This is a genomic window from Flavobacteriales bacterium, assembly GCA_016715895.1.
Taxonomy (GTDB): Bacteria; Bacteroidota; Bacteroidia; order Flavobacteriales_F; family PHOS-HE28; genus PHOS-HE28.
In genome coordinates, this window is the sequence record JADJXH010000004.1 from 384,606 (window position 1) to 403,442 (window position 18,837).

Genomic DNA, 18,837 nt, shown 5'->3' on the forward strand with positions numbered 1-18,837 from the left:
ACACGGGACAGGAATTGTGCCAGGGGCCGGGCGATCCGGCGAACGGTGCGTTGGGGATCAGGAACGGGCCTCCACCCAGGCCAGGGACAGCTCCGCGTCCAGGTCGCACCGACCGGCGGTGAGCCCCCCGGTGGCGCGCATGGCCAGTTCCAGCAGCCCGGCACCGGCGGGGTCCTCCCCCTGGAGGGCCGCGCGGTAGCGGCGTTTGAGGTGAAAGGCCGTATCCCGGCCGATCCCCTCCACGACCTCCTGCAGGTGACGGGCCTCTGAAGCCGGGCCCACCGCACCAGCCAGCATGCTCCAGCCGACGGGGGAACGGCGCTGGACGGCCAGCAGCACGGGCCCGCTGCGACGCGCGGCGCTGTCATCGAAATACTGGGTGGCGGCCAGCAGGCAGGCGTGCAGCGGTTCCCCGCCCACCCCCGACTCCTGCACCAGCCCCAGCAGCGCGTTCAACAGGGCCGGCGCGGGTTCTCCGAGCATGGCGGCCACTACGCGACACGCCTCCTGCGCGCGGCAGACCCCGGCCACGCGGTCGAACGGCAGGGGCTCCGCATCCCCGAGCAGCACCTGGAGCATGAAGCGGTGCATGCCGGCCTCGAGGGATTCCAGCGCATGGCCCGGATCGCGGCCGCTGCGGCGCGCCATCTCGATGAGCCCCAGCCCGGCGCCGCCCTTGGCCGATGCGGCGTTGGCCTGCAGCCCGCGGAGGAAGAGCGCCTTCAACGTGTCGGCATCCTTGCCGAGCACACCGTTGAGCGCGCGGTGCAACGCGGGCAGGTCGGCGTCGGCCACCGGGTTGAAGGTGATCACCTGCTGGCCCTGCGGCACCACGCCGAACAGGAGACCGCTCCGGTGCTTGATGCCTTCGGTTTGGGGGCGGTGGCGGATGATGTTCTGGAAGGCCTCCACCAGCACGAAGGCCAGTCGCGCGCGGGCCCCTTTGGACAAGCCCTGCCGCTCGGCGATGGCCTCGGCCAGCTCGATCAGGGCGGGCGGTCTGCGCGTCGCGGAAGGGATCGCCGAGCAGGAGGGCGAAGGTGCCGCCGGACAAGGCCCGGTACAGGCTGAGCGCATGGGGGACCTCCATCGGCCGAAGCGTTCAAAGATAGCCGCGGCCCCGAACGGGCCCCGGCGCACCGATAACTTGCGCCCCATGCGGTCGGGTGAACGCGAGGCGGTGCTGGAGCAGGCGCGGCTCCATGTGCGGCGCCACTTCAGCAAGCACATCGGTGCACGCTTCACCTTCCACGACCTGGACCACACGCTGGCGGTGACGCGCACGGCGCTGGAGATCGGTCGGGCCCACCGCCTGTCCGGGACAGACCTGTGGGTCCTGGAGATGGCGGCCCTGTTCCACGACACGGGCTACGCGCAGGCCTACGCGGGGCACGAGGGGGTGAGCGCGCGCCTGGCCGCGGCCTTTCTGAAGGAGCAGGGTGTACCGGCGGCGCTGGTCCGGCGTGTGGTGGGGCTGATCCAGGCCACGCGCATGGGTGCCCGGCCCCGGAGCCTGCTGCAGCGCATCCTGCGCGATGCGGACAGCGCCAAGGCCGGCCAGGTGGACTTCGAGGAGCACAGCGAGCGCTTGAAGCTGGAGCAGCAGGCCGTGACGGCGCGCTCCGTGAAGCGCGGCGAGTGGGCGCGCGAGAACCTGGCCTACCTGGAGGCGCATCGCTTCCACACACCGTACGCCGAGCGGCGCTTCGGGGCGCAGAAACGCATGAACCTGAGCCTCGCCCGGCGGCGTGTGCGCGAGGGTGTGCTGCCCGCACCACGGGTGCAGCACGACCCCTTCTTCGACCGCGACCTCAGCTGGCTGGCCTTCAACGACCGGGTGCTGCAGGAGGCCAGCGACCCGCGCGTGCCGCTGCTGGAGCGCATCAAGTTCCTGGCGATCTACAGCAGCAACCTCGACGAGTTCTATCGCGTGCGCGTGGCCTCGCTGCGCTCGCTGGCCAAGCTGGGGCGGCGCGACCGCACGGCGCTGGGGGTGGCCACCGAGGCCTTGATCGCCCGGATCAACCGCACCGCGCTGCAGCAGCAGAAGCAGTTCGGCCGCCTCTACCGGCGCACCCTGCTGCCCGCCCTGGCGCGCCATGGCATCCGGCTGCTGCGCGACGACCAGCTGGACCCCCGCCAGGAGGCCTTCGCCCGCACTTTCTTCACCGCGCGGGTCGCGCCGCTGCTGCACACCGCCGAGGTGCGCGACGGCAACGCCCTGTTCATCGAGGACCGCAAGCTGTACCTCGTATGCCGGTTGCGGCCGGCGGGCAAGGGCAAACGCCGCGAACGGCTGGTGCTGGTGAACGTGCCCAGCGATGCGGTGGGCCGCTTCCTCACCCTGCCGGCCGCACGTGGCCGCACCGCGGTCATCTTCCTGGACGACGTGATGCGCCTGGGCCTGCAGGACCACTTCGCCGGTCACGTGCTGGTGGACAGTTACGCCATCAAGCTGAGCCGCGATGCCGAGCTGTACCTGGAGGAGGAGTTCGGCGAACGCGTGGTGGACAAGGTGCGCCGCAGCCTGCGCAAGCGCTCCACCGGTGTGCCCAGCCGCTTCCTGTACGACGAGCGCATGCCGGCACCCGTGCGCAAGGCGCTGCGGTCGCTGCTGGGGCTGAAGGGACCCGACCTGGTGGCCGGGGGGCGCTACCACAACTTCAGCGACCTGATGGGCCTGCCCGTGGAGGGCCATCCGGCCTTGCGCGATCCGGAGCGGGCACCCCTCCCCGCCCCGGACCCAGGGCGCGCCGTCGGCTCTTCGACCGCATCGCGCAGCACGACCTGCTGCTGCACTTCCCCTACCACGACTTCGGTGTGGTGGTGGACTGGCTGCGGCAGGCCGCGCACGACCCGCAGGTGCGGAGCATCGCCCTCACGCTATACCGCGTGGCCGAGCGCTCGCAGGTGTGCGAGGCGCTCCTCGAGGCGCTTCGCGCCGGCAAGCAGGTCACCGTGTTCGTGGAGGTGCAGGCGCGCTTCGATGAGCGCACCAACCTGAACTGGGGCGAGCAGCTGGAGGCCGACGGCGCGCGGGTGCTGTACAGCTATGAGGGGCTGAAGGTGCACGGCAAGCTCGGCCTCATCGAACGGCGCGAAGGCCGCGCCACAAAGCGCTACGCCTACCTCGGCACCGGCAACTTCCACGAGCGCACCGCGCGGCTGTACGCGGATTGCGCGCTCCTGACGGCCGACAACGAGCTGTGCCGCGAGGTCAGCGAGGTGTTCCGCCACCTGGCGGACCGGCGGCATGTGCCACAGCTGCGGCACCTGATGATGGCACCCACCGGTCTGCGCAGCGGCCTGGAGGCCCTCATCGACCGGGAGATCGAGCAGGCCCGTTCCGGCAAGCCCTCGGGCATCCTGCTCAAGATGAACAGCCTGGAGGACAAGGCCATGATCGGCAAGTTGTATGACGCATCGCGCGCCGGAGTGCCCGTCCGCCTCATCGTGCGCGGCATCTGCTGCCTGGTGCCCGGCATCCCGGGAACGAGCGACAGCATCTCGGCCATCAGCATCGTGGACCGCTACCTGGAGCATGCGCGGGCCTACGTGTTCCACGCGCAGGGGCGGCAGCTGGTGTACCTGGCCAGCGCCGACCTGATGGAGCGCAACCTGGACCGCCGCGTGGAGGTGGCCTTCCCGCTGCGCGATGCGGCCGCCAAGGCCGAGGTGTTGCGCATGCTCGAACTGCAGTGGGCCGATACCACGAAGGCCCGCGCGATCGATGTGCGGCAGGAGAACCGATACCGCAAACCTCCGCGCGGGACCAAGGCCGTGCGGGCCCAGGAGCAGTTCCGCGCGTGGCTGGCCACCCGGGACAGGCCGCAGGGTGGCCGATAGACGCCTAGACCGGCAACTGGGAGGGTGCGACCAGCACCGGGGTGCGGGCGCGACGGAGCACCTGCTCGGCCCGGCTGCCCCAGAGCGCATCCCCCAGGCTGTCGTGCCCTTCGGTGGCCATGGCCACCAGGTCGACCGCCAGGCGATCGGCGGTGTCCACGATGGCATCCACCACCTCTCCGTCGGCATGGTGATGGGTGAAGGAGGCGCGTCCGTTCAGGCGATCGTGCAGGTCGGCCGGCAGGGCGGCCTCCCCCACCGTCAGGGTATGCACCTCCACCCGCTCCACGCCACAGCGCTGCAGCAGGTCGTGCAGGGCGATGCCGGCGGTGCGGGCCAGCGCGGGCGGTCCCACGGGCAGCAGCACCCGGTGCAGGGCCACGCGGCCGTGGTCGGGCAGCACGAAGCCGGGCACGCCGGCAGGCACCACCAAGGCCGGCACACGGGACTTGCGCATGAGGCCCTCGGCCACCGAGGCCTTCAACAAGCGATCGGTACCCGTGCGCTGCCCGGTGCCCAGCACAAGCCAGTGCGCAGGATGCCGGATCAGGTGGTCCAGGCAGGCGGTCACCGGATCGCCCTCGGCGCTGATCACCTTGCGCACGGCGAGGCGCAGGGCGCTGAGGCCCTCCTCGTCCTCGGGATGGCGCAGCAGGCCCCAGTCGACCAGGGCCTGGCGCACACCGGGCAGATCGCTGCGGTGCGCCTCACCGTCGGTGACATGCAGGATGGTGAGCTTGCCGGGCGCCGCCACGGCCAGCCGCAGGGCGTGCCGGAAGGCGGTGGCCCCGGCCTCGGACAGGTCCGTGGGGTGGAAGATGTGGGTCATCGGCGGAGGGCTCTGCAAGATGGGACGCAGGCGGAAGATGTGCGTTGCCCTCCCGTGTTTTTGGTACGTGACCGATCGTTTATCTTTGTGCCCCTTCGCGAAGAACGGAGGGTGACATTCTGGGGAATTAGCTCAGCTGGCCAGAGCGCTTGCATGGCATGCAAGAGGTCACCGGTTCGACTCCGGTATTCTCCACCCAAGGCCGCTTCCCTGTGAAGCGGCCTTTCCGTTGATGGCAGCGACCACCTCCGTTCCAAGCAGCGCCTCCGTGGATCGCCATCACGTGTCTCCTGGATCTGTTCCTTGCCCGGCACCCGCACGGGACTTGGATGCATCATGTCCTGGGCAAGGTCCCGCCCAGCTGGCCAGAGCGTCCCGCACCACGTGCGGGAAGGTCACCGGTTCGACTCCGGTATTCTCCACCCAAGGCCGCTTCCCTGTGAAGCGGCCTTTCCGTTGATGGCAGCGACCACCTCCGTTCCAAGCAGCGCCTCCGTGGATCGCCATCACGTGTCTCCTGGATCTGTTCCTTGCCCGGCACCCGCACGGGACTTGGATGCATCATGTCCTGGGCAAGGTCCCGCCCAGCTGGCCAGAGCGTCCCGCACCACGTGCGGGAAGGTCACCGGTTCGACTCCGGTATTCTCCACCCAAGGCCGCTTCCCTGTGAAGCGGCCTTTCCGTTGATGGCAGCGACCACCTCCGTTCCAAGCAGCGCCTCCGTGGATCGCCATCACGTGTCTCCTGGATCTGTTCCTTGCCCGGCACCCGCACGGGACTTGGATGCATCATGTCCTGGGCAAGGTCCCGCCCAGCTGGCCAGAGCGTCCCGCACCACGTGCGGGAAGGTCACCGGTTCGACTCCGGTATTCTCCACCCAAGGCCGCTTCCCTGTGAAGCGGCCTTTCCGTTGATGGCAGCGACCACCTCCGTTCCAAGCAGCGCCTCCGTGGATCGCCATCACGTGTCTCCTGGATCTGTTCCTTGCCCGGCACCCGCACGGGACTTGGATGCATCATGTCCTGGGCAAGGTCCCGCTCAGCTGGCCAGAGCGTCCCGCGCCACGTGCGGGAAGGTCACCGGTTCGACTCCGGTATTCTCCACCCAAGGCCGCTTCCCTGTGAAGCGGCCTTTCCGTTGATGGCCCTTTCCGGCTCCCTGATCGAGCGGCTGTGCGAGCAGCTGAGCCGCCACCTCGGTGAGCATGCGGACATCGAGCATCAGGAGCCGGTGGACGGCGGCAGCATCTGTGCGTCCTACCGGCTGCACACCACGGCGGGGCGCTGGTTCGTGAAGGTGGTCAATGCCGGTCGGCACCCCGGCCTCTTCGCCGCCGAAACGGACGGGCTGGAGCGGTTGCGGGCCACGGGCGCGGTGCGCGTGCCGCTTGTGGTGGGCCACGGCGAGGACCACGACGAGGCCTACCTGCTATTGGAGCACATCGATGGCGGCCTGCGCAGCACCGCGTTCCGGGAAGGCCTGGGGCGCGGGCTGGCCGCGCTGCACCGCCACACGGCGCCGCACTTCGGGCTGGAGCGCGACAACTTCATCGGCAGCCTGCCGCAGGTGAACACCCGCGAGGCGGACTGGCCCACCTTTCTGGTGCGCCACCGGCTGGAGCCCCTGGTGCGGCGGGCGCGCGACCGTCGGCGGCTGGATCCGGCCACGGTGCAGCGCTTCGACCGGCTGTTCGCCCGGCTGGACATGCTCTTCCCGCCCGAGCCGCCGACCCTGCTGCACGGCGACCTGTGGAGCGGCAACGTGCTGTGCGCGACCGACCATGCGCCGGTGCTGATCGATCCCGCCGTGTACCATGGCCACCGCGAGATGGACCTGGCGATGGCACGGCTCTTCGGGGGCTTCGACGAGGCTTTCTTCAGCGTCTACCAGTCAGAATACCCGCTGGAACCCGGCTGGGCGGAACGGGTGGAGCTGTGCCAGCTCTACCCGTTGCTGGTGCACGTGCTGCTCTTCGGTGGTGGTTATGCGGCGCAGGTGGAGGGGGTGCTGCGGCGGTTCGCGTGAGGCGGGGGAGCGCCGGCCGATGGAAAGGACAACTCGGCCATTCCGGCCCGCCCACACGCCCCTCCCCTACAACTTGAACCCCTTCACCGCGTCGCCCTCGGCCAGGTACACGGTGTTGGTGAAGGCGTCCACCTCGTAGCGCGGCGCCTTCTCGGTGCCCAGGGGGATGCTGCCGACCTCATGGCCATCGCTGCGGCGCAGGGCCTTCAGCACGTGCTCGCCTTTGCCTGCCACGGTCATCATGAAGTGGATGTCGGCGGTGGTGGCGCTGGCGGTGAAGCGGGCGTTGGCCTCCTGGAAGAAGCGGGCGGCGGCGCCGGTGGCGGCCACGGCCCCCTCGCCGTACACCTGGCTCACCGCGCCGGTGATGTCGCGCGCGGCGGCACTGCCCGCATCGGTGACCTGGATGCTCTGGCTGGCGGCGCCGAAGGCCGCACTGGTGTAGCTGTAGGCCGCAGCGGCGTAGATGGCGCGCACGGCGCTGGCGTACTTCAAGGCGCGCACCAGGCCGCTCTCGCGCGGCGCGGGCAGGTATTTGCGGTACTTCAACGACCCGTCGGTGCCCAACAGCGCGAGGTTCTGGTCGCTGCTCAGCACCAGGCCGTCGGGAGCGCTCTCCAACGCGGTGGGCTTCTCCTTGCCCTCAAAGACCACGGGCGTGGTGCCCAGCGCGCGGGCCGCGCCGCCGTTCTCCGGCACGGTGTGCAGCAGCCCATCCTTGGTGTTGAAGACGTAGGTGGTGCTCGCGTCCACGGCCACCAGGTCGGCGCCGCCCTTCAGGGGGCTGGGCAGGCGCGAGAGGCCGGTGGCGAGGTCGATGACGTCGACCTCCTCCGCGGTGGCCACCAGCACATCGCCGCCCAGCAGGCGCACGCTGCGCACCACGCCGTCCAGCTTCACGGGCTTCTTCCACAGCTCGGTGCCGGCGGCGTCCACCAGGCTCACCACGCCATCATCGCCGCCGCTGGTGAGCAGGGTGCGGTCGCCCAGTTCCACGGCGCCGGCCAGGATGCCCTTCACGTTGATGCCCTTGCCGTTCTTGCCCCACTTGCCCGCGCCGGTGGCGTAGTCGAGCAGGTCCACGCTGCGGGTGTCGCCGGCGCCCACCAGCAGGCCCTGCTTCAGCGGCACGATGGTGCCGAGCTTCTGCTGCATCTGCAGGGGCGCGCTCCAGGCGTAGCTGCCATCGTCGATGCGAAAGGCGTTCACGAAGGTCTTGTAGGTCACCGTCACGGTCTTCTTGCCCTGGCTGTCGGTGCTCTCCTTGCGCTGCTCGGTCTGCATGCCCATGAAGCCCAGGCCGGGCGCGTGGGGGTGGTGACGAAGAGGCCGGTGACGCCGGGCAGGTTGATGTTGGCGCCGCCCTTGTCCAGCATGGCGGCCAGGCCGCTCATCTTCTCGAAAGCGGGGTCGGGGCTCTTCTTCCAGAGCTCGGCGCCGGTCTTCGCGTCCAGCTTGTAGGCGAAGAAGAGGGTGCTGAGCAGGATGGCGTCGGGGCCGGCGCTGTTGCAAGCGGTGAGGCGGCTGAAGCTGTCGTCCTTGGTCCAGCGCACGGCGCCGGTGCCCATGTCCACGCAGGCCATGGCGGCGGTCTTGTCGGCCTTCTGGCCCACCACCACGATGGCGTTGTTGGCGTAGAGGAACCAGGTGCCGGTGACGTTGCTGATGCCGGCGGCATCGCTGCTGAAGACCACGGATCCGCCGAAGGGTTCCACCACGAAGAGGGCTTCGGGACGGCCCTGCGGGGCGAGGGCGATGAAGGGGCTGCGCTCCACCTCGCGGTAGCCGTCCACCGGGGCGTTGGCCAGTTCCTTCAGCGACCAGGCCACCGTGCCGGTGGCGGGGTCCACGCCCTTGAGGGCGTCGGCGGTGGCCACCACGAGGGCGCCGGCGCTGGTGGTGCGCATCCATTGCACGGGGCCGGTGGCGGCGGTCCAGGCGGGGCTCAGCTGGGCGCTGGCGGCGGTGGCGAGGGTGACAAGGAGCAAGCTGGCGGAGGTGCGTAGGGCGTGCGTCATGGTCGGTGGGTTCGGCGGGAGCGGTTCGCAAAGGTCGTGCCCGGGAGGGGGGTGGGACATGTGCTCATGTGGTCATGTGCCCGTGTGACCATGTGCTCATGTGGACATGTGCTCATGTGGGCATGTGCTCATGTGGCGATCCCGCAGGGCCGGAGCAGGAAGGAAGAAGGAACAAGGAGGAAGAGCCAAGAAGAAGGATGGGTGGCGACCTGACGGTGGTGGTGGACACGAACTCACGCAGAGGGCGCAGAGGACGCAGAGCGCCTCCGCATCGTCACTGCGAGGCGCTGCGATGGACCGGTGGATGGGGCGCCGTGGCAGTCTCCCCTGAGCGGACGGGAGCACCGGCACGCGTACCTTAGCTACCGGAGTCTACACGGCCATGCTGGAAGCGGACGGCATCCGCATCGGGGTGACCAAGTTCGAACTTGTTCGATGAAGAGAGATCTGGTCCCAGGAATACTCTTAGCGGTTTCAGTTCTGGGGCCTGCAAGAAGTGGCGCCCAAGAGTACATGAGGCGGTACGACGCCTTGGGACAGGACCGGGCGCAAGGTGCCGTCGGGATCGAGCTGTTGGCCGATAGCACGTGGCTGGTGGTATTGAGCGGCAAACTCCAAGTTGGCGGTCTCATCTACAGCTCGGTCGTCACGGGGCTGCGCATTGATCGGTATGGGGTACCGTTGGATACGGCCTTTGCTTTCACAGAAGGGCACGCTACCTATCCGGGTTGGGTGAACACCGCATGCCCACGACCGGGGGGTGGAGTTGTGGTTGGAGGAGGGGACAAGGACTCGACGAACATTGACCGAGCGGTGTTGTATTTCTTCGCCCCAACAGGGGCTTTTGATAGTTTATTGGCTTACGGAGGAGCTGGGGATGAACGTATCGGACGACAGGCGAGGACCACCCCTGATGGCGGGTATGTGATCACTGGGGAAACCAGCGCCAGCGGGACCAGCGTAGACGGCTTTCTGCTAAAGGTGGACAGCCTGGGGAACCCGGAGTGGGTGCAGACCTACGGGTTGCCGAACCGGACCGAGGTACTGACCACCGTGGACCTGGCGCCTGGGAACGGCTACTACCTGGGCGGCCAGGTGAACATGGGCAGCGGGAACTACGACCAATGGCTGCTGCGCGTGGACGCGAGCGGGGGGTGATCTGGGAAGAAGACTACCCCACCCCCTACCACGACCCCAGTACCCATGTGACCACCTTGGCGGATAGCGACCTGGTCTTCGCGACCGCGTGGTCAGTGAACCCCGCTGATGACCAAGTACTGGCCCTGGTGAAGGTGGACCCGAACGGGAGCACCCTGTGGTCGAAGACCTATGATGGTGCAGCTTACAACACCGCACTGTTCGCCGTGAAGGAGGTGAGCCCCGGAGGGGATCTGATCGCGGTGGGCCAGAGCTCGTATCCCAGCCTCTTCAACGGTGTGTTGCTGCGTACAACTGCACAAGGGGATAGTTTATGGATGCGCTACTATCAGTACGCCGATAGTTTGTGGACACAGGGCTTCGGGAACTTGCGCGACGTGATGCCCACTCCGGACGGCGGCTTCATTGCCGTGGGCACGGCCTATCCGAGCAGCAACAACCCGAACGATCCGCCGATCTACGGGCAGGACACGTGGGTGGTGAAGGTGGACAGCATGGGTTGCCTGGAGCCGGGCTGCCACCTGATCACGGGCCTGGAGAGCCAGGTGACCACCTGGCGCGGTGCGCTGACGGTGGCGCCGAATCCGGCTCGAGGCGTGGCGCAGCTGGCGTGGGAGTTGCCAGATGGGCTGGTCGGCAGTTGCCAGTTGTCTTTGGTGAGTGCCGCGGGACACTTGGTGGAAACGGTGCCGGTGGCGCTCGCCGAGAAGAACTATTCCCTGGATGTGTCGGGCTATCCGGCCGGGCTCTATCATGTGCACCTGGTGGTGGATGGGCGGTGGGTGAGCGGGGGGAGGATGGTGGTGGAGTGAGGGAGGCAAAGCGGAAAGCTGAAAGTTGAAAGTTGAAAGCTGAAAGAAGAGACGACCTGACGGCGGCCGTGGACTTGGCCTCCAGCTTCCGGCCACGAGCCTCCAGCCTCCGACCGCAGAACCGGACCGCGTGATGATGGCTGGGAAGGGGAGATCGCTTCGGCGGAAGAGCCCGCTTCGCGATTACGTTGATGACAAGGGTGCGGAGGGAGTCCTCTGAGTCGGGAGTCCTCTGAGTCGGGAGTCCTCTGAGTCGGAAGGCTGTGGCGACCTGACGGCAGCGGTGGACAAGCACTCACGCAGAGGGCGCAGAGGACGCAGAGCACCTCCGCATCGTCACTGCGAGGCGCTGCGATGGACCGGTGGGTGGGGCGCCGTGGCAGTCTCCCTTGAGAGGGGATGGAGCACTTCCGGGGAGATCGCTTCGGCGGCAAATGCCCGTCTCGCGATGACGGTGTGGGAAGGGGAGATCCCTTCGCCCGCGGAGCCGGGCTCGTGAGGACGTGTGGAGAGGCGCGTTAAACCGCTACCCGTCGCGCAACAATGGCATCTCCACCTCCACGCGGGTGCCGGTGGGGCGGTCCACATAGCGGAAGCCGGCGTGGCCGCCGTGCTGCTTCTGCACCAGATCAAGCCGGCTGCGGGTGATGGCCGTGCCCAGGGAGGTCTTCTTGGTGGGCTGTTCGGGTGCGGCGGCCTTCGGGGCGTGGCGCCCCACACCATCGTCCTCAATGATCCACAGGAGCTGTCCGCCGCGTGGCTCCACGGTGAGGGTGATGTGGCCCTTGCCCTCCATCTGGGTGACGCCGTGCCAGATGGCGTTCTCCACGAAGGGCTGCACCACCAGGGGCGGCACCTGCACCTCCTGCGGGTCGATGTCGGGATGCACCTTGATGGTGAAGTCGAACTTCTCCTGCAGCCGTCGGCGTTCGAGGTCCATGTAGCCGCGCAGGGTCTCCAAGTCGTCGTGCAGGGGCACGGTGGCGTGGCGGCTGTTCTCCAGCACGCTGCGCATCACGCGGGCGAAGCGGGTGAGGTAGGAGCCGGCGGCGTCGGGGTCGTTGCGCTGGATGTAGGCGTTGATGGAGTTGAGGGCGTTGAAGATGAAGTGGGGGTTCATCTGGCTGCGCAGGGCCTGGGTCTCCAGGTGGGCGGCCTCCTTCTCGAAGCGCTCGCGGCGGCGCTTGCGATCGAGCCGGAAGAAGAGCACGCCGCCGGCCATGAGCACCAGGGCGACGACCCCGAGGAGCTGCATGCGGTCGCGCGCCTGTGCGGCCTCGAGGCGCGCCACGCGGGAGGTGAGCCGCTCGCGTTCGATGGCCTCGGCGCTGGCGATGCTGTCGGCGACGATGCGCTCACGCATGTCGGTCTCGATCTGGCGCTTCAGCAGGCCGAGGCGGAACTGTTCGCGGTCCAGCGAGTCGGCGCTGGCGAGGTGCAGTTCGTGCATGGCGAGGGCGGTGCGGGTGTCGCCGCGGCGTTTGTGCACTTCGTAGAGCAGGAGGCTGGCGCGGGCCACCAGGGCAAGGTCGCCGCGCTGCCGGGCGGCGCGGAGGGCCTCCTCCCCGCTCTTCAGCGCCTGCTCGGTGCGGCCCACGGCGAAGGCCACCTCGCCGTGCTCCACGCCGGCAGCGATGCCGGCCAGGCCCGCCTGGCGCACCAGGGCCTCGCTGGCGGCCAGGTAGGCGAGCGCGCTGTCCGTGCTGCCGAGCGCGCGGTGGGCCCGGCCGAGGTCGAGCAGGAGCTCGGCGCGTCGCGGGGTGAGGCCGCCGAGGGTGGCGGGGTCGAGGGCGTGCGGACCGGCGCCACCGGCGAGCTGCAGTCCCTCGCGCAAGGGCGGCAGGGCCTCGCGTGCCGATCCGCGTTGGATGTGGAAGCGGCCCAGGCGGTCGCGGAACCGGGCGATGTCGGCGGGGTTGCCACGGGCCTCGGCCTTGGCCGCACCCGCGAGGATGAGCTCGCGCAGCGGGGCTTCCTGAGCGGTGAGGGCGTAGGTGGTGATGAGCAGGTCGATGGCCCCTATGGCACCGGTCGCATCGCCCAGGGTGTCGAAGGCGGCGTGTGCGGAGCGGGCCTTGTCGAAGGCGGCGGTGAGCCCCACGCGGGCCATGGCGCGGGCGATGCCGAGCTCGGCATAGGCGGCATCGCGCCGGTCGCCGAGGGCGTGGTCGATGGCCACGATGCGCTCGCCGGCCGCGATGGCCCCGCGCAGGTCGCCGCGGTCGGTGAGCAGGGCCATCTCCTCGTGCAGCAGGCGGCGCAGGCCGAGGCTGTCGCGGGCGGCGATGGCGCGGGCGGCCGCGCGGTGCAACACGGTGCGGGCGCTGTCCGTGCGCCCTGCGGAGCTCCAATGCTGGGCGAGCAGGGCCGCAAGCTCCACCTGGCGCCCGCGCAGGGCGGGCTGCTCGTTCAGGGCCCCGATGGCGGCCTCGAACGCGTCCGCGGCCTCGCGGGTGCGGCCGGCCCGGCGATGCACGGTGGCCTCCAGGACGGCGAGCTCCGCCAAGAGGCTGTCCACACGGCGCACGGTGGCACCATCGGTGGCGGTGCGGGCGAGGTCCAGGTCCGTACGCAGGGAGGCGAGGCCCCGCAGGGTCTGGTCGTCGTCGGTGCCGAGGCGCAGCACCTCGAGGCGGGCCTCCAGTTCGCGCCCCGCCCGGTCCTGCGCGTGCGCCGGAAGGACGGCGACCAGCAGCGCGATGAGGAGGAGGCGGGCCATGACGGTGCGAAGATCGACCGGGATGGCCCACGGTGGCGTTCCGCCCCATCGATCGCTGGTGCCGTAGTTTAGGCTCCCTGATCGCCATGCGCCTCCATCTTCTTCTCCCCCTGTTCGTGCTGATCGGTGCACGCGGCGCTGCACAGCAGACCGTGGTGCGCGCCGATGGATCCCAGCTGCACGGCCAGGTGCAGCGGGTGGCGGCGGACCGGATCGACCTGCTCGTGACGAGCGGCCTGCGGAAGGGCCCCAGCTCGGTGCCGTGCAGCGAGGTGCTGTGCGTGGTGGACGGTGCGCTCACGGTGCACACGCGTCCCTGTGGCGAGCCGCTCGCCTCGTTCGCCCAGGGCGGGGCGGCCTGCAATGCGCTGGTGCGCGTGGACCAGCAGGTGTTGAAGGGCACGATCGTGCGGTGGGACGACGACCGGCTGACGATCCGCACGGCGGCGGGTGACGTGAACGTGCCGCGCAGCGAGCTGGCCGGTGTGCTCTCGCCGGGGCTGGTGGAGTTCACCGCGCCGGCCGACCGGCTGAAGGGTCTGCTGGCCGATGCGGGGGTGGTGAGCGCGCTCAACGATGCCTCGCGCTGCCCGCCGGTGGCCGAGCCGCGCACGGTGCGGTACACCGAGAAGTGGATCGCACCGCGCTTCGAGCGCACGGTGAGCGAAAGCGGCAAGGCGGAGCTCGACTTCACCTACTTCAAGGACGTGGCGCTGGAGAAGACGCGCCGGCTGAGCGGGTACATCGCGCAGATCACGAACAAGGAGCTTTCGGCCATCGTGAAGGACAAGGCGGTGGAGCAGGCCATCGGCCTGTTCGAGCGGCCGGACAACCTGGTGCACGTGAGCAACGTGGCCTCCGGCGCCTCCAAGGCCCATCCGGTGCACAAGTACCTGAGCACGCACCTGCGCTACCTGAAGTACGACGCGGTGACCATCGAATGGGCCGACATCCAGTACGTGAGCGACTTCGAGCTGCAGCCCGATGGCAGCTACACGGCCGTGGTCTCGCTGCAGCAGCGGTTCCAGGGCATGGTGGACGGCCAGGTGTACTACAGCGACATCACCAACAAGAACATCCAGATCAAGCTGCGCACGTACGACAAGGTGGTGGAGGGCCGCACGGAGCGGTTGTGGGACGTGTTCCTGGGCGATATCGGGGTGGTGAGCACCATGGCCGAATGAAGCGCCGTCTTGCCCTGCCCGCCCTGTTGTTGGCGCTCGCACCGGCCGCCGCACAAACGCCCGACCAGCAGTACGAGCTGTGCGTGAAGCAGTTCAACGAGTTCCGCGACCGCTTCAATGGCCGCTTCGCCGGCACGGTGCCCGACGGGGTGGCCGCGCCCGACCGGCGTACGCTGCTGCACAGCCTGATGGCCGCGACGCTGGACGAAGGGACGCGTGAGGCCTTCGTGAACGACATGCTGGCGCGCGGGGCGGCCTCGGAACTGCAGCTGGACGGCACCCCGTGGCTGGCCCACGTGGTGTGTCACACCTGGAGCGGTGGGGACACCTCGGCGGTGGGGTTCTGGCTGGTACGCGAGCAGGTAGGCGCCGCCCGCAAGTGGTCCATCCTCAGCACCGACCTGGCGCGCGTGGCCCCCGGCACCCAGCTCTACATCGATTCCAAGAGCCACGAGTACGGCTTCATCGACCTGCTCCGCATCGACGATGAAGGTCATCCCGGTGTGTACCCGTACATCGGCCCACCGGGGATCTCGGCGCTCTTCGAGCTGCAGGAGGCCCTGTTGCGGGGCGGCCTGCGCATCCTGGCCATCGAGCGGGTGACCATGCACCTGTTGCAGGTACCGGGTTGGACGCTGCAGGTGGAGTATCGGCCGCCGCCGCTCCGCGCCAGGGACTTCACACCGTCCGGCTGGAACGTGGTGCGCGCCGACCGGATGAGCGAGGGCGACAAACTTCAGTACCTCTGGAAGCATGTGCTGGGCCTGTGATCGAGCGGCGCACCTGCTGGTGATCGTGGCGCTGATGGCGCATGGCGGAGCGGCACACGCGGCTCCGGGGGATACGCTCTCCCTGAAGGACAAGGGCCTGATCAATGCGCACGCGGAGAGCCTCTTCAAGCGGTACATCGCGCTGCTTGACAATGTGGCGGGGATGGATGCCGCGGATGACGAGAGCGCGATGCTCGTGCAGCAGTTGATCGCGAACGCGTGCGAGCCGGGCCGCGACCGCATGTTCCTGGGCCCGCAGGTGCGCATCGAGGACAACGTGGACCCGGCCAACGACGCCCGCACGGCCGGTCGCGACCGCCCGCTCGCCGAGTACATGAACGACCTGCTGCTCTACTTCCAGAGCACCGACCCGCTGGGCACCGCGGTGGAGGCCCGGCTGCTGAAGAAGCGCGAACCGGCCATCACCGACCGGGCCTTCACGCAGGTGCTGTACGAGCTGCGCTTCCTGGGTCGCCACAGTTCCAGCGCCCGGAGCTACGAGCGGCACCTCCGCGTGCTGGAGCTGGTGGCCGAGCGGCGCCCCGAGGGAGGCTGGGACGTGGCCATTGCGACGGACAACTTCTTCGCGCCCGGATCGGCGTTCGCGGAGGCCCTGATGGAGCAGGACATCGACTCCCTGGCGCGGGCGGGGCGGGGCGAGCTGGGCGAGCTGAGCCGGGCGCTGGCCGAGTACCGCGGCTCCTTCGACCAGGCGCTGCGCCGGGACGAGGAGGAGCGGGCCCAACGCCGCAAGGCCTATGCCGATGCGGTCTCGACCGGGCGGAGCTTTCTGGAGCGGGGCGACCATGAGAGCGCCATGACCCTCTTCGAGCAGGCGCGCACCCTGGACCCGCTGGCCGTGGAGCCGCTGGTGCTGATCAACGAGGTGAAGCGCGCCATGGAGCGCAAGCGACTGAAGGATGAGGCCGAGGCCGCCGCCGCCATCGAGGAGGGTGGCGTCCTCACCACGCTCCGGTGCTACGACCGCGCCATCGCCGCCTTCGAGCGCGCCGACCGTGTGAAGCCCGGCGACGCCTCGGTGAAGGCCCGCATCGACGGGCTGCGCGCCCTTGCCGCCAAGCAGGCCGAGCGCGAGAAGCTCTATCGCATGGGCGACCTGGACAAGGCCCTTGCCGAGGTGCAGGCCGCGCGCAACGGCGTGGGCCGGAGCGACGACCCCGACCTGACCCTGCTGCACGCCCGGATCCTCATCGCGCGCGACCAGAACGGCCAGGCGCTGCAGCTCCTGGGCACGCTGCTGGAGCGCATGCCCGACCACGTGCCCGCGCGCGACCTGCGGGCCTCGCTGCTGGAGCGCAGCACCGTGCCCGCCGACCGGCAGACCGCCGCCAGCGACCTGTACACGCTGCGGCTGAAGGACCGCTGGAACCCGGGCTACGACCATCGGCTGGCAATGCTGCTGTGCCAGGACCAGGGCAAGTGCACCGAGGCGATCGCCCTGCTGGAGGAGACGCGGACACGCTGGCCCTTCGACCTGGAGACGCGCTACCAGCAGGGGGTCATCCACCTGATGGCCGCCCGGCCGCGCGAGGCATTGGACCACCTGGACGAGGCGCTCACGATCGATGAGGACTGCGCGCGCTGCCATGTGGAGAAGGGCCTCGCCCTGTTCGAGCTGGACAGCATCGCCGCCGGCGAACGCAGCCTGGAGCGCGGGCGGGCCATCGGGTTGGATGAGGCGCAGCGCTCGGTGTTGCACGAGCGGGCGGCGCATCACCTGGAGAAGGCGCACGAACTGCAGGCGTTGAACGCCAACGCCGAGGCGGACCGTCATTTCCGGGTGGCCTGCGCCCTGCGCGACGACCAGCCCGACCTGCGGCTGGAAAAGGCGCGCAACCTGATGCGCATCGACCGCTACGCGGAGGCCATCCACGACCTCGACCAGTACATCGCGAGCTCGGTGACCCCCTTCGTCGGCATCCTCGAACGGGGCCACTGCCGGCTGGGACTGGGCGAGCACGCCAGGGCCATGGAGGACTTCGATGTGATCCTGCGCAACAACGTGGAGCGCATGAAACACCCGGCGATGCTGGGCAAGGCCCGGGCGCACTACGCCATGGGCGATGCGGCCAATGCGGAGAGCCTGTTGAAGGCGGTGCTCAAGGAGGAGCGGCGCAACGCCGAGGTCCTGTCGATGCTGTCGCGCATCGCCCGCACCTCGGGCCGGCTGGCGGAGGCGAAGGAGCTGGGCGAGCAGGCCGTGGACGCGGACAAGGACAACGCGGAGCTGCACTACGAGCTGGGGCTGGTGTACCAGGCGCTGCGCAGCGACGAGGCCGCGGTGAAGTGCTTCGACCGGTCCATCGAACTGGGCAAGGACAAGGCGGAGGCCAAGAAGCAGATGGGCCGTGCGGCGATGCTGGCCGGCAACCTGAAGGAGGCGGTGCCGCAGTTCGACGAGAGCCTGCGGATCCGCGACGATGTGGAGGCCGCCCGCTGGCGTGCCGAGTGCCTGCGCCGCACCGGCGATGCCCGCCAGGCCCTGGAGCAGCTCAACCTGGTGTACGAGAAGAACCCCGCGCTCAAGAACGACGTCACCATCCTGGCGGACCTGGCGTACCTCTACGTGCTGAACGACATGCTGCCGCTGGCGCGTGACCACATCGACCGGGCCCAGGCCGCCGACCCGCTGTACCGCTACACGCAGCTGGTGAAGGCCTGCTACCTGCACCGCACGGGGCAGACGGAGGATGCGGCCACCCTGGTGCGCAGCCTGGTGAACGGCGGGGAGGTGAAGGAGGAGGACCTGCGCCGGATGGACGTCATGAAGGAGGTGCTGTCCTCGAAGGCCTACCGCAGTGGAAGCCGTTGAGCCCTTCCGCGATCCCGCCGAGCTTGAGGCGGCGCGTGCGCAGCTGCGTGCGTTCACGCAGCGCATCGTGGAGGTCGACGACGCCGTGATGGACCGGCTGATGGGCGCGCTGGTTCCCGCGACCCTGGCGAAGGGCGGGGTGCTGCTGCAGGACGGGGAGGTCTGTGAGCACGTGTGGTTCATCGGGCGGGGGCTGGTGCGCGCCTACTTCCTGAAGGACGGTGAGGAGATCACCCAGCAGTTCTTCTTCGAAGGCAGCTACACCACCGACTACGAGAGCTTCCTGACCCGGCGGCCCACGCAGCTCCACCTGGAGGCGCTGGAGCCCACCCTGTTGCTGGCCCTGCACCGGGAGGCGATGCAACGGCTCTACGCCGCCGACCCCGGAGCGGAACGCATGGGCCGGCGCATCGCCGAGGAGATCTTCCTGTCCGTCTCGCGGCGCAACCGCTCCTTTCTGCTCGACAGCGCCGAACAGCGCTATCTGGACCTGATGCGCGAGCGCCCCAAGGTGATGCAGCGGGTGCCTCAACGCCATATCGCTTCATACCTGGGCGTGAAGCCCGAGAGCCTCAGCCGGATCCGGGCGCGGGTGGCCCGCGGCGGTCGATGATGTCCCGCCGATCGGACGCTCATCCCGCGT

14 protein-coding genes and 5 tRNA genes are annotated in these 18,837 nt (G+C 69.2%); 14 read left to right on the forward strand and 5 right to left on the reverse strand.

The window, feature by feature from the left end; all coding sequences use genetic code 11:
- Positions 1–57 precede the first annotated feature (57 nt).
- Positions 58–1,077 carry a hypothetical protein gene (locus tag IPM49_10265; protein ID MBK9274911.1) on the reverse strand — a complete coding sequence of 340 codons (1,020 nt, stop codon included), beginning with the start codon at positions 1,075–1,077 and terminating at the stop codon, positions 58–60.
- Between the two features lie 79 nt (positions 1,078–1,156).
- Between IPM49_10265 and IPM49_10270 the strand changes: the two genes are divergently transcribed.
- Together IPM49_10270 and IPM49_10275 are read left to right on the forward strand one after the other, a co-directional pair.
- Positions 1,157–3,004: an HD domain-containing protein gene (locus IPM49_10270; GenBank protein ID MBK9274912.1), complete on the forward strand. Its 1,848-nt coding sequence runs from the start codon at positions 1,157–1,159 to the stop codon at positions 3,002–3,004.
- Positions 2,893–3,846, forward strand: a complete 954-nt coding sequence (locus IPM49_10275) for a hypothetical protein (protein MBK9274913.1) — start codon at positions 2,893–2,895, stop codon at positions 3,844–3,846. Before IPM49_10270 ends, IPM49_10275 begins: the two co-directional genes overlap by 112 nt.
- Positions 3,847–3,850: 4 nt before the next feature.
- Here the strand turns inward: IPM49_10275 and IPM49_10280 are convergent, their stop codons facing one another.
- On the reverse strand, positions 3,851–4,675 hold the full coding sequence (locus IPM49_10280; GenBank protein MBK9274914.1) for a universal stress protein: 825 nt from the start codon (positions 4,673–4,675) through the stop codon (positions 3,851–3,853).
- Positions 4,676–4,796: 121 nt separating this feature from the next.
- Between IPM49_10280 and IPM49_10285 the strand changes: the two genes are divergently transcribed.
- The 6 genes from IPM49_10285 (at position 4,797) to IPM49_10310 (ending at position 6,700) form a co-directional block, all read left to right on the forward strand.
- A tRNA-Ala gene (locus tag IPM49_10285) sits at positions 4,797–4,870 on the forward strand.
- A gap of 159 nt (positions 4,871–5,029) precedes the next feature.
- Positions 5,030–5,097: transfer RNA gene (locus IPM49_10290), tRNA-Val, on the forward strand.
- A 159-nt stretch (positions 5,098–5,256) separates the two neighbouring features.
- Positions 5,257–5,324: transfer RNA gene (locus IPM49_10295), tRNA-Val, on the forward strand.
- Between the two features lie 159 nt (positions 5,325–5,483).
- A tRNA-Val gene (locus IPM49_10300) sits at positions 5,484–5,551 on the forward strand.
- A gap of 159 nt (positions 5,552–5,710) precedes the next feature.
- Positions 5,711–5,778 (forward strand) — tRNA-OTHER (locus tag IPM49_10305).
- Between the two features lie 37 nt (positions 5,779–5,815).
- Positions 5,816–6,700: a fructosamine kinase family protein gene (locus IPM49_10310; GenBank protein ID MBK9274915.1), complete on the forward strand. Its 885-nt coding sequence runs from the start codon at positions 5,816–5,818 to the stop codon at positions 6,698–6,700.
- Between the two features lie 66 nt (positions 6,701–6,766).
- Here IPM49_10310 and IPM49_10315 read toward each other — a convergent pair whose 3' ends face one another.
- Both IPM49_10315 and IPM49_10320 read right to left on the reverse strand, forming a co-directional pair.
- Positions 6,767–7,990, reverse strand: a complete 1,224-nt coding sequence (locus IPM49_10315) for a hypothetical protein (GenBank protein MBK9274916.1) — start codon at positions 7,988–7,990, stop codon at positions 6,767–6,769.
- Positions 7,930–8,718 (reverse strand): PQQ-binding-like beta-propeller repeat protein, encoded by a 789-nt coding sequence (locus IPM49_10320; GenBank protein ID MBK9274917.1) that lies wholly within the window; start codon positions 8,716–8,718, stop codon positions 7,930–7,932. The genes IPM49_10315 and IPM49_10320 overlap by 61 nt, the downstream gene beginning before the upstream one ends.
- 981 nt (positions 8,719–9,699) lie before the next feature.
- Here IPM49_10320 and IPM49_10325 point away from each other — a divergent pair.
- Both IPM49_10325 and IPM49_10330 read left to right on the forward strand, forming a co-directional pair.
- Complete coding sequence (locus tag IPM49_10325; protein ID MBK9274918.1) at positions 9,700–9,876, forward strand: hypothetical protein; 177 nt, start codon at positions 9,700–9,702, stop codon at positions 9,874–9,876.
- Positions 9,843–10,688, forward strand: coding sequence for a hypothetical protein (locus IPM49_10330; protein ID MBK9274919.1), 846 nt, complete (start codon positions 9,843–9,845; stop codon positions 10,686–10,688). Before IPM49_10325 ends, IPM49_10330 begins: the two co-directional genes overlap by 34 nt.
- 526 nt (positions 10,689–11,214) lie before the next feature.
- Here IPM49_10330 and IPM49_10335 read toward each other — a convergent pair.
- The gene (locus IPM49_10335; protein ID MBK9274920.1) at positions 11,215–13,407 is read right to left on the reverse strand and encodes a histidine kinase; all 2,193 of its coding nucleotides are present in this window, start codon (positions 13,405–13,407) and stop codon (positions 11,215–11,217) included.
- Positions 13,408–13,493: 86 nt separating this feature from the next.
- Here IPM49_10335 and IPM49_10340 point away from each other — a divergent pair, with 86 nt between their 5' ends.
- Genes IPM49_10340 through IPM49_10355 form a run of 4 tightly spaced genes read left to right on the forward strand, consistent with a single transcriptional unit; the run spans position 13,494 to position 18,807 of the window.
- A complete protein-coding gene (locus IPM49_10340) occupies positions 13,494–14,591 on the forward strand; it encodes a hypothetical protein (GenBank protein MBK9274921.1) in 1,098 nt (365 codons plus the stop codon).
- Positions 14,588–15,361 (forward strand): hypothetical protein, encoded by a 774-nt coding sequence (locus IPM49_10345; GenBank protein MBK9274922.1) that lies wholly within the window; start codon positions 14,588–14,590, stop codon positions 15,359–15,361. The genes IPM49_10340 and IPM49_10345 overlap by 4 nt, the downstream gene beginning before the upstream one ends.
- Positions 15,345–18,194 carry a tetratricopeptide repeat protein gene (locus IPM49_10350; protein ID MBK9274923.1) on the forward strand — a complete coding sequence of 950 codons (2,850 nt, stop codon included), beginning with the start codon at positions 15,345–15,347 and terminating at the stop codon, positions 18,192–18,194. Before IPM49_10345 ends, IPM49_10350 begins: the two co-directional genes overlap by 17 nt.
- The gene (locus IPM49_10355) at positions 18,181–18,807 is read left to right on the forward strand and encodes a Crp/Fnr family transcriptional regulator (GenBank protein ID MBK9274924.1); all 627 of its coding nucleotides are present in this window, start codon (positions 18,181–18,183) and stop codon (positions 18,805–18,807) included. Before IPM49_10350 ends, IPM49_10355 begins: the two co-directional genes overlap by 14 nt.
- The last annotated feature ends 30 nt before the right edge of the window (positions 18,808–18,837 follow it).

What these genes read in the sequence shown, in the direction of transcription:
- IPM49_10265 (MBK9274911.1), bottom strand. Translation starts at nt 1,077, where the DNA reads ATGCGCTCAGCCTGTACCGGGCCTTGTCCGGCGGCACCTTCGCCCTCC.
- IPM49_10270 (MBK9274912.1), top strand. Translation starts at nt 1,157, where the DNA reads ATGCGGTCGGGTGAACGCGAGGCGGTGCTGGAGCAGGCGCGGCTCCAT.
- IPM49_10280 (MBK9274914.1), bottom strand. Translation starts at nt 4,675, where the DNA reads ATGACCCACATCTTCCACCCCACGGACCTGTCCGAGGCCGGGGCCACC.
- IPM49_10310 (MBK9274915.1), top strand. Translation starts at nt 5,816, where the DNA reads ATGGCCCTTTCCGGCTCCCTGATCGAGCGGCTGTGCGAGCAGCTGAGC.
- IPM49_10315 (MBK9274916.1), bottom strand. Translation starts at nt 7,990, where the DNA reads ATGGGCATGCAGACCGAGCAGCGCAAGGAGAGCACCGACAGCCAGGGC.
- IPM49_10320 (MBK9274917.1), bottom strand. Translation starts at nt 8,718, where the DNA reads ATGACGCACGCCCTACGCACCTCCGCCAGCTTGCTCCTTGTCACCCTC.
- IPM49_10330 (MBK9274919.1), top strand. Translation starts at nt 9,843, where the DNA reads ATGGCTGCTGCGCGTGGACGCGAGCGGGGGGTGATCTGGGAAGAAGAC.
- IPM49_10335 (MBK9274920.1), bottom strand. Translation starts at nt 13,407, where the DNA reads ATGGCCCGCCTCCTCCTCATCGCGCTGCTGGTCGCCGTCCTTCCGGCG.
- IPM49_10340 (MBK9274921.1), top strand. Translation starts at nt 13,494, where the DNA reads ATGCGCCTCCATCTTCTTCTCCCCCTGTTCGTGCTGATCGGTGCACGC.
- IPM49_10345 (MBK9274922.1), top strand. Translation starts at nt 14,588, where the DNA reads ATGAAGCGCCGTCTTGCCCTGCCCGCCCTGTTGTTGGCGCTCGCACCG.
- IPM49_10350 (MBK9274923.1), top strand. Translation starts at nt 15,345, where the DNA reads ATGTGCTGGGCCTGTGATCGAGCGGCGCACCTGCTGGTGATCGTGGCG.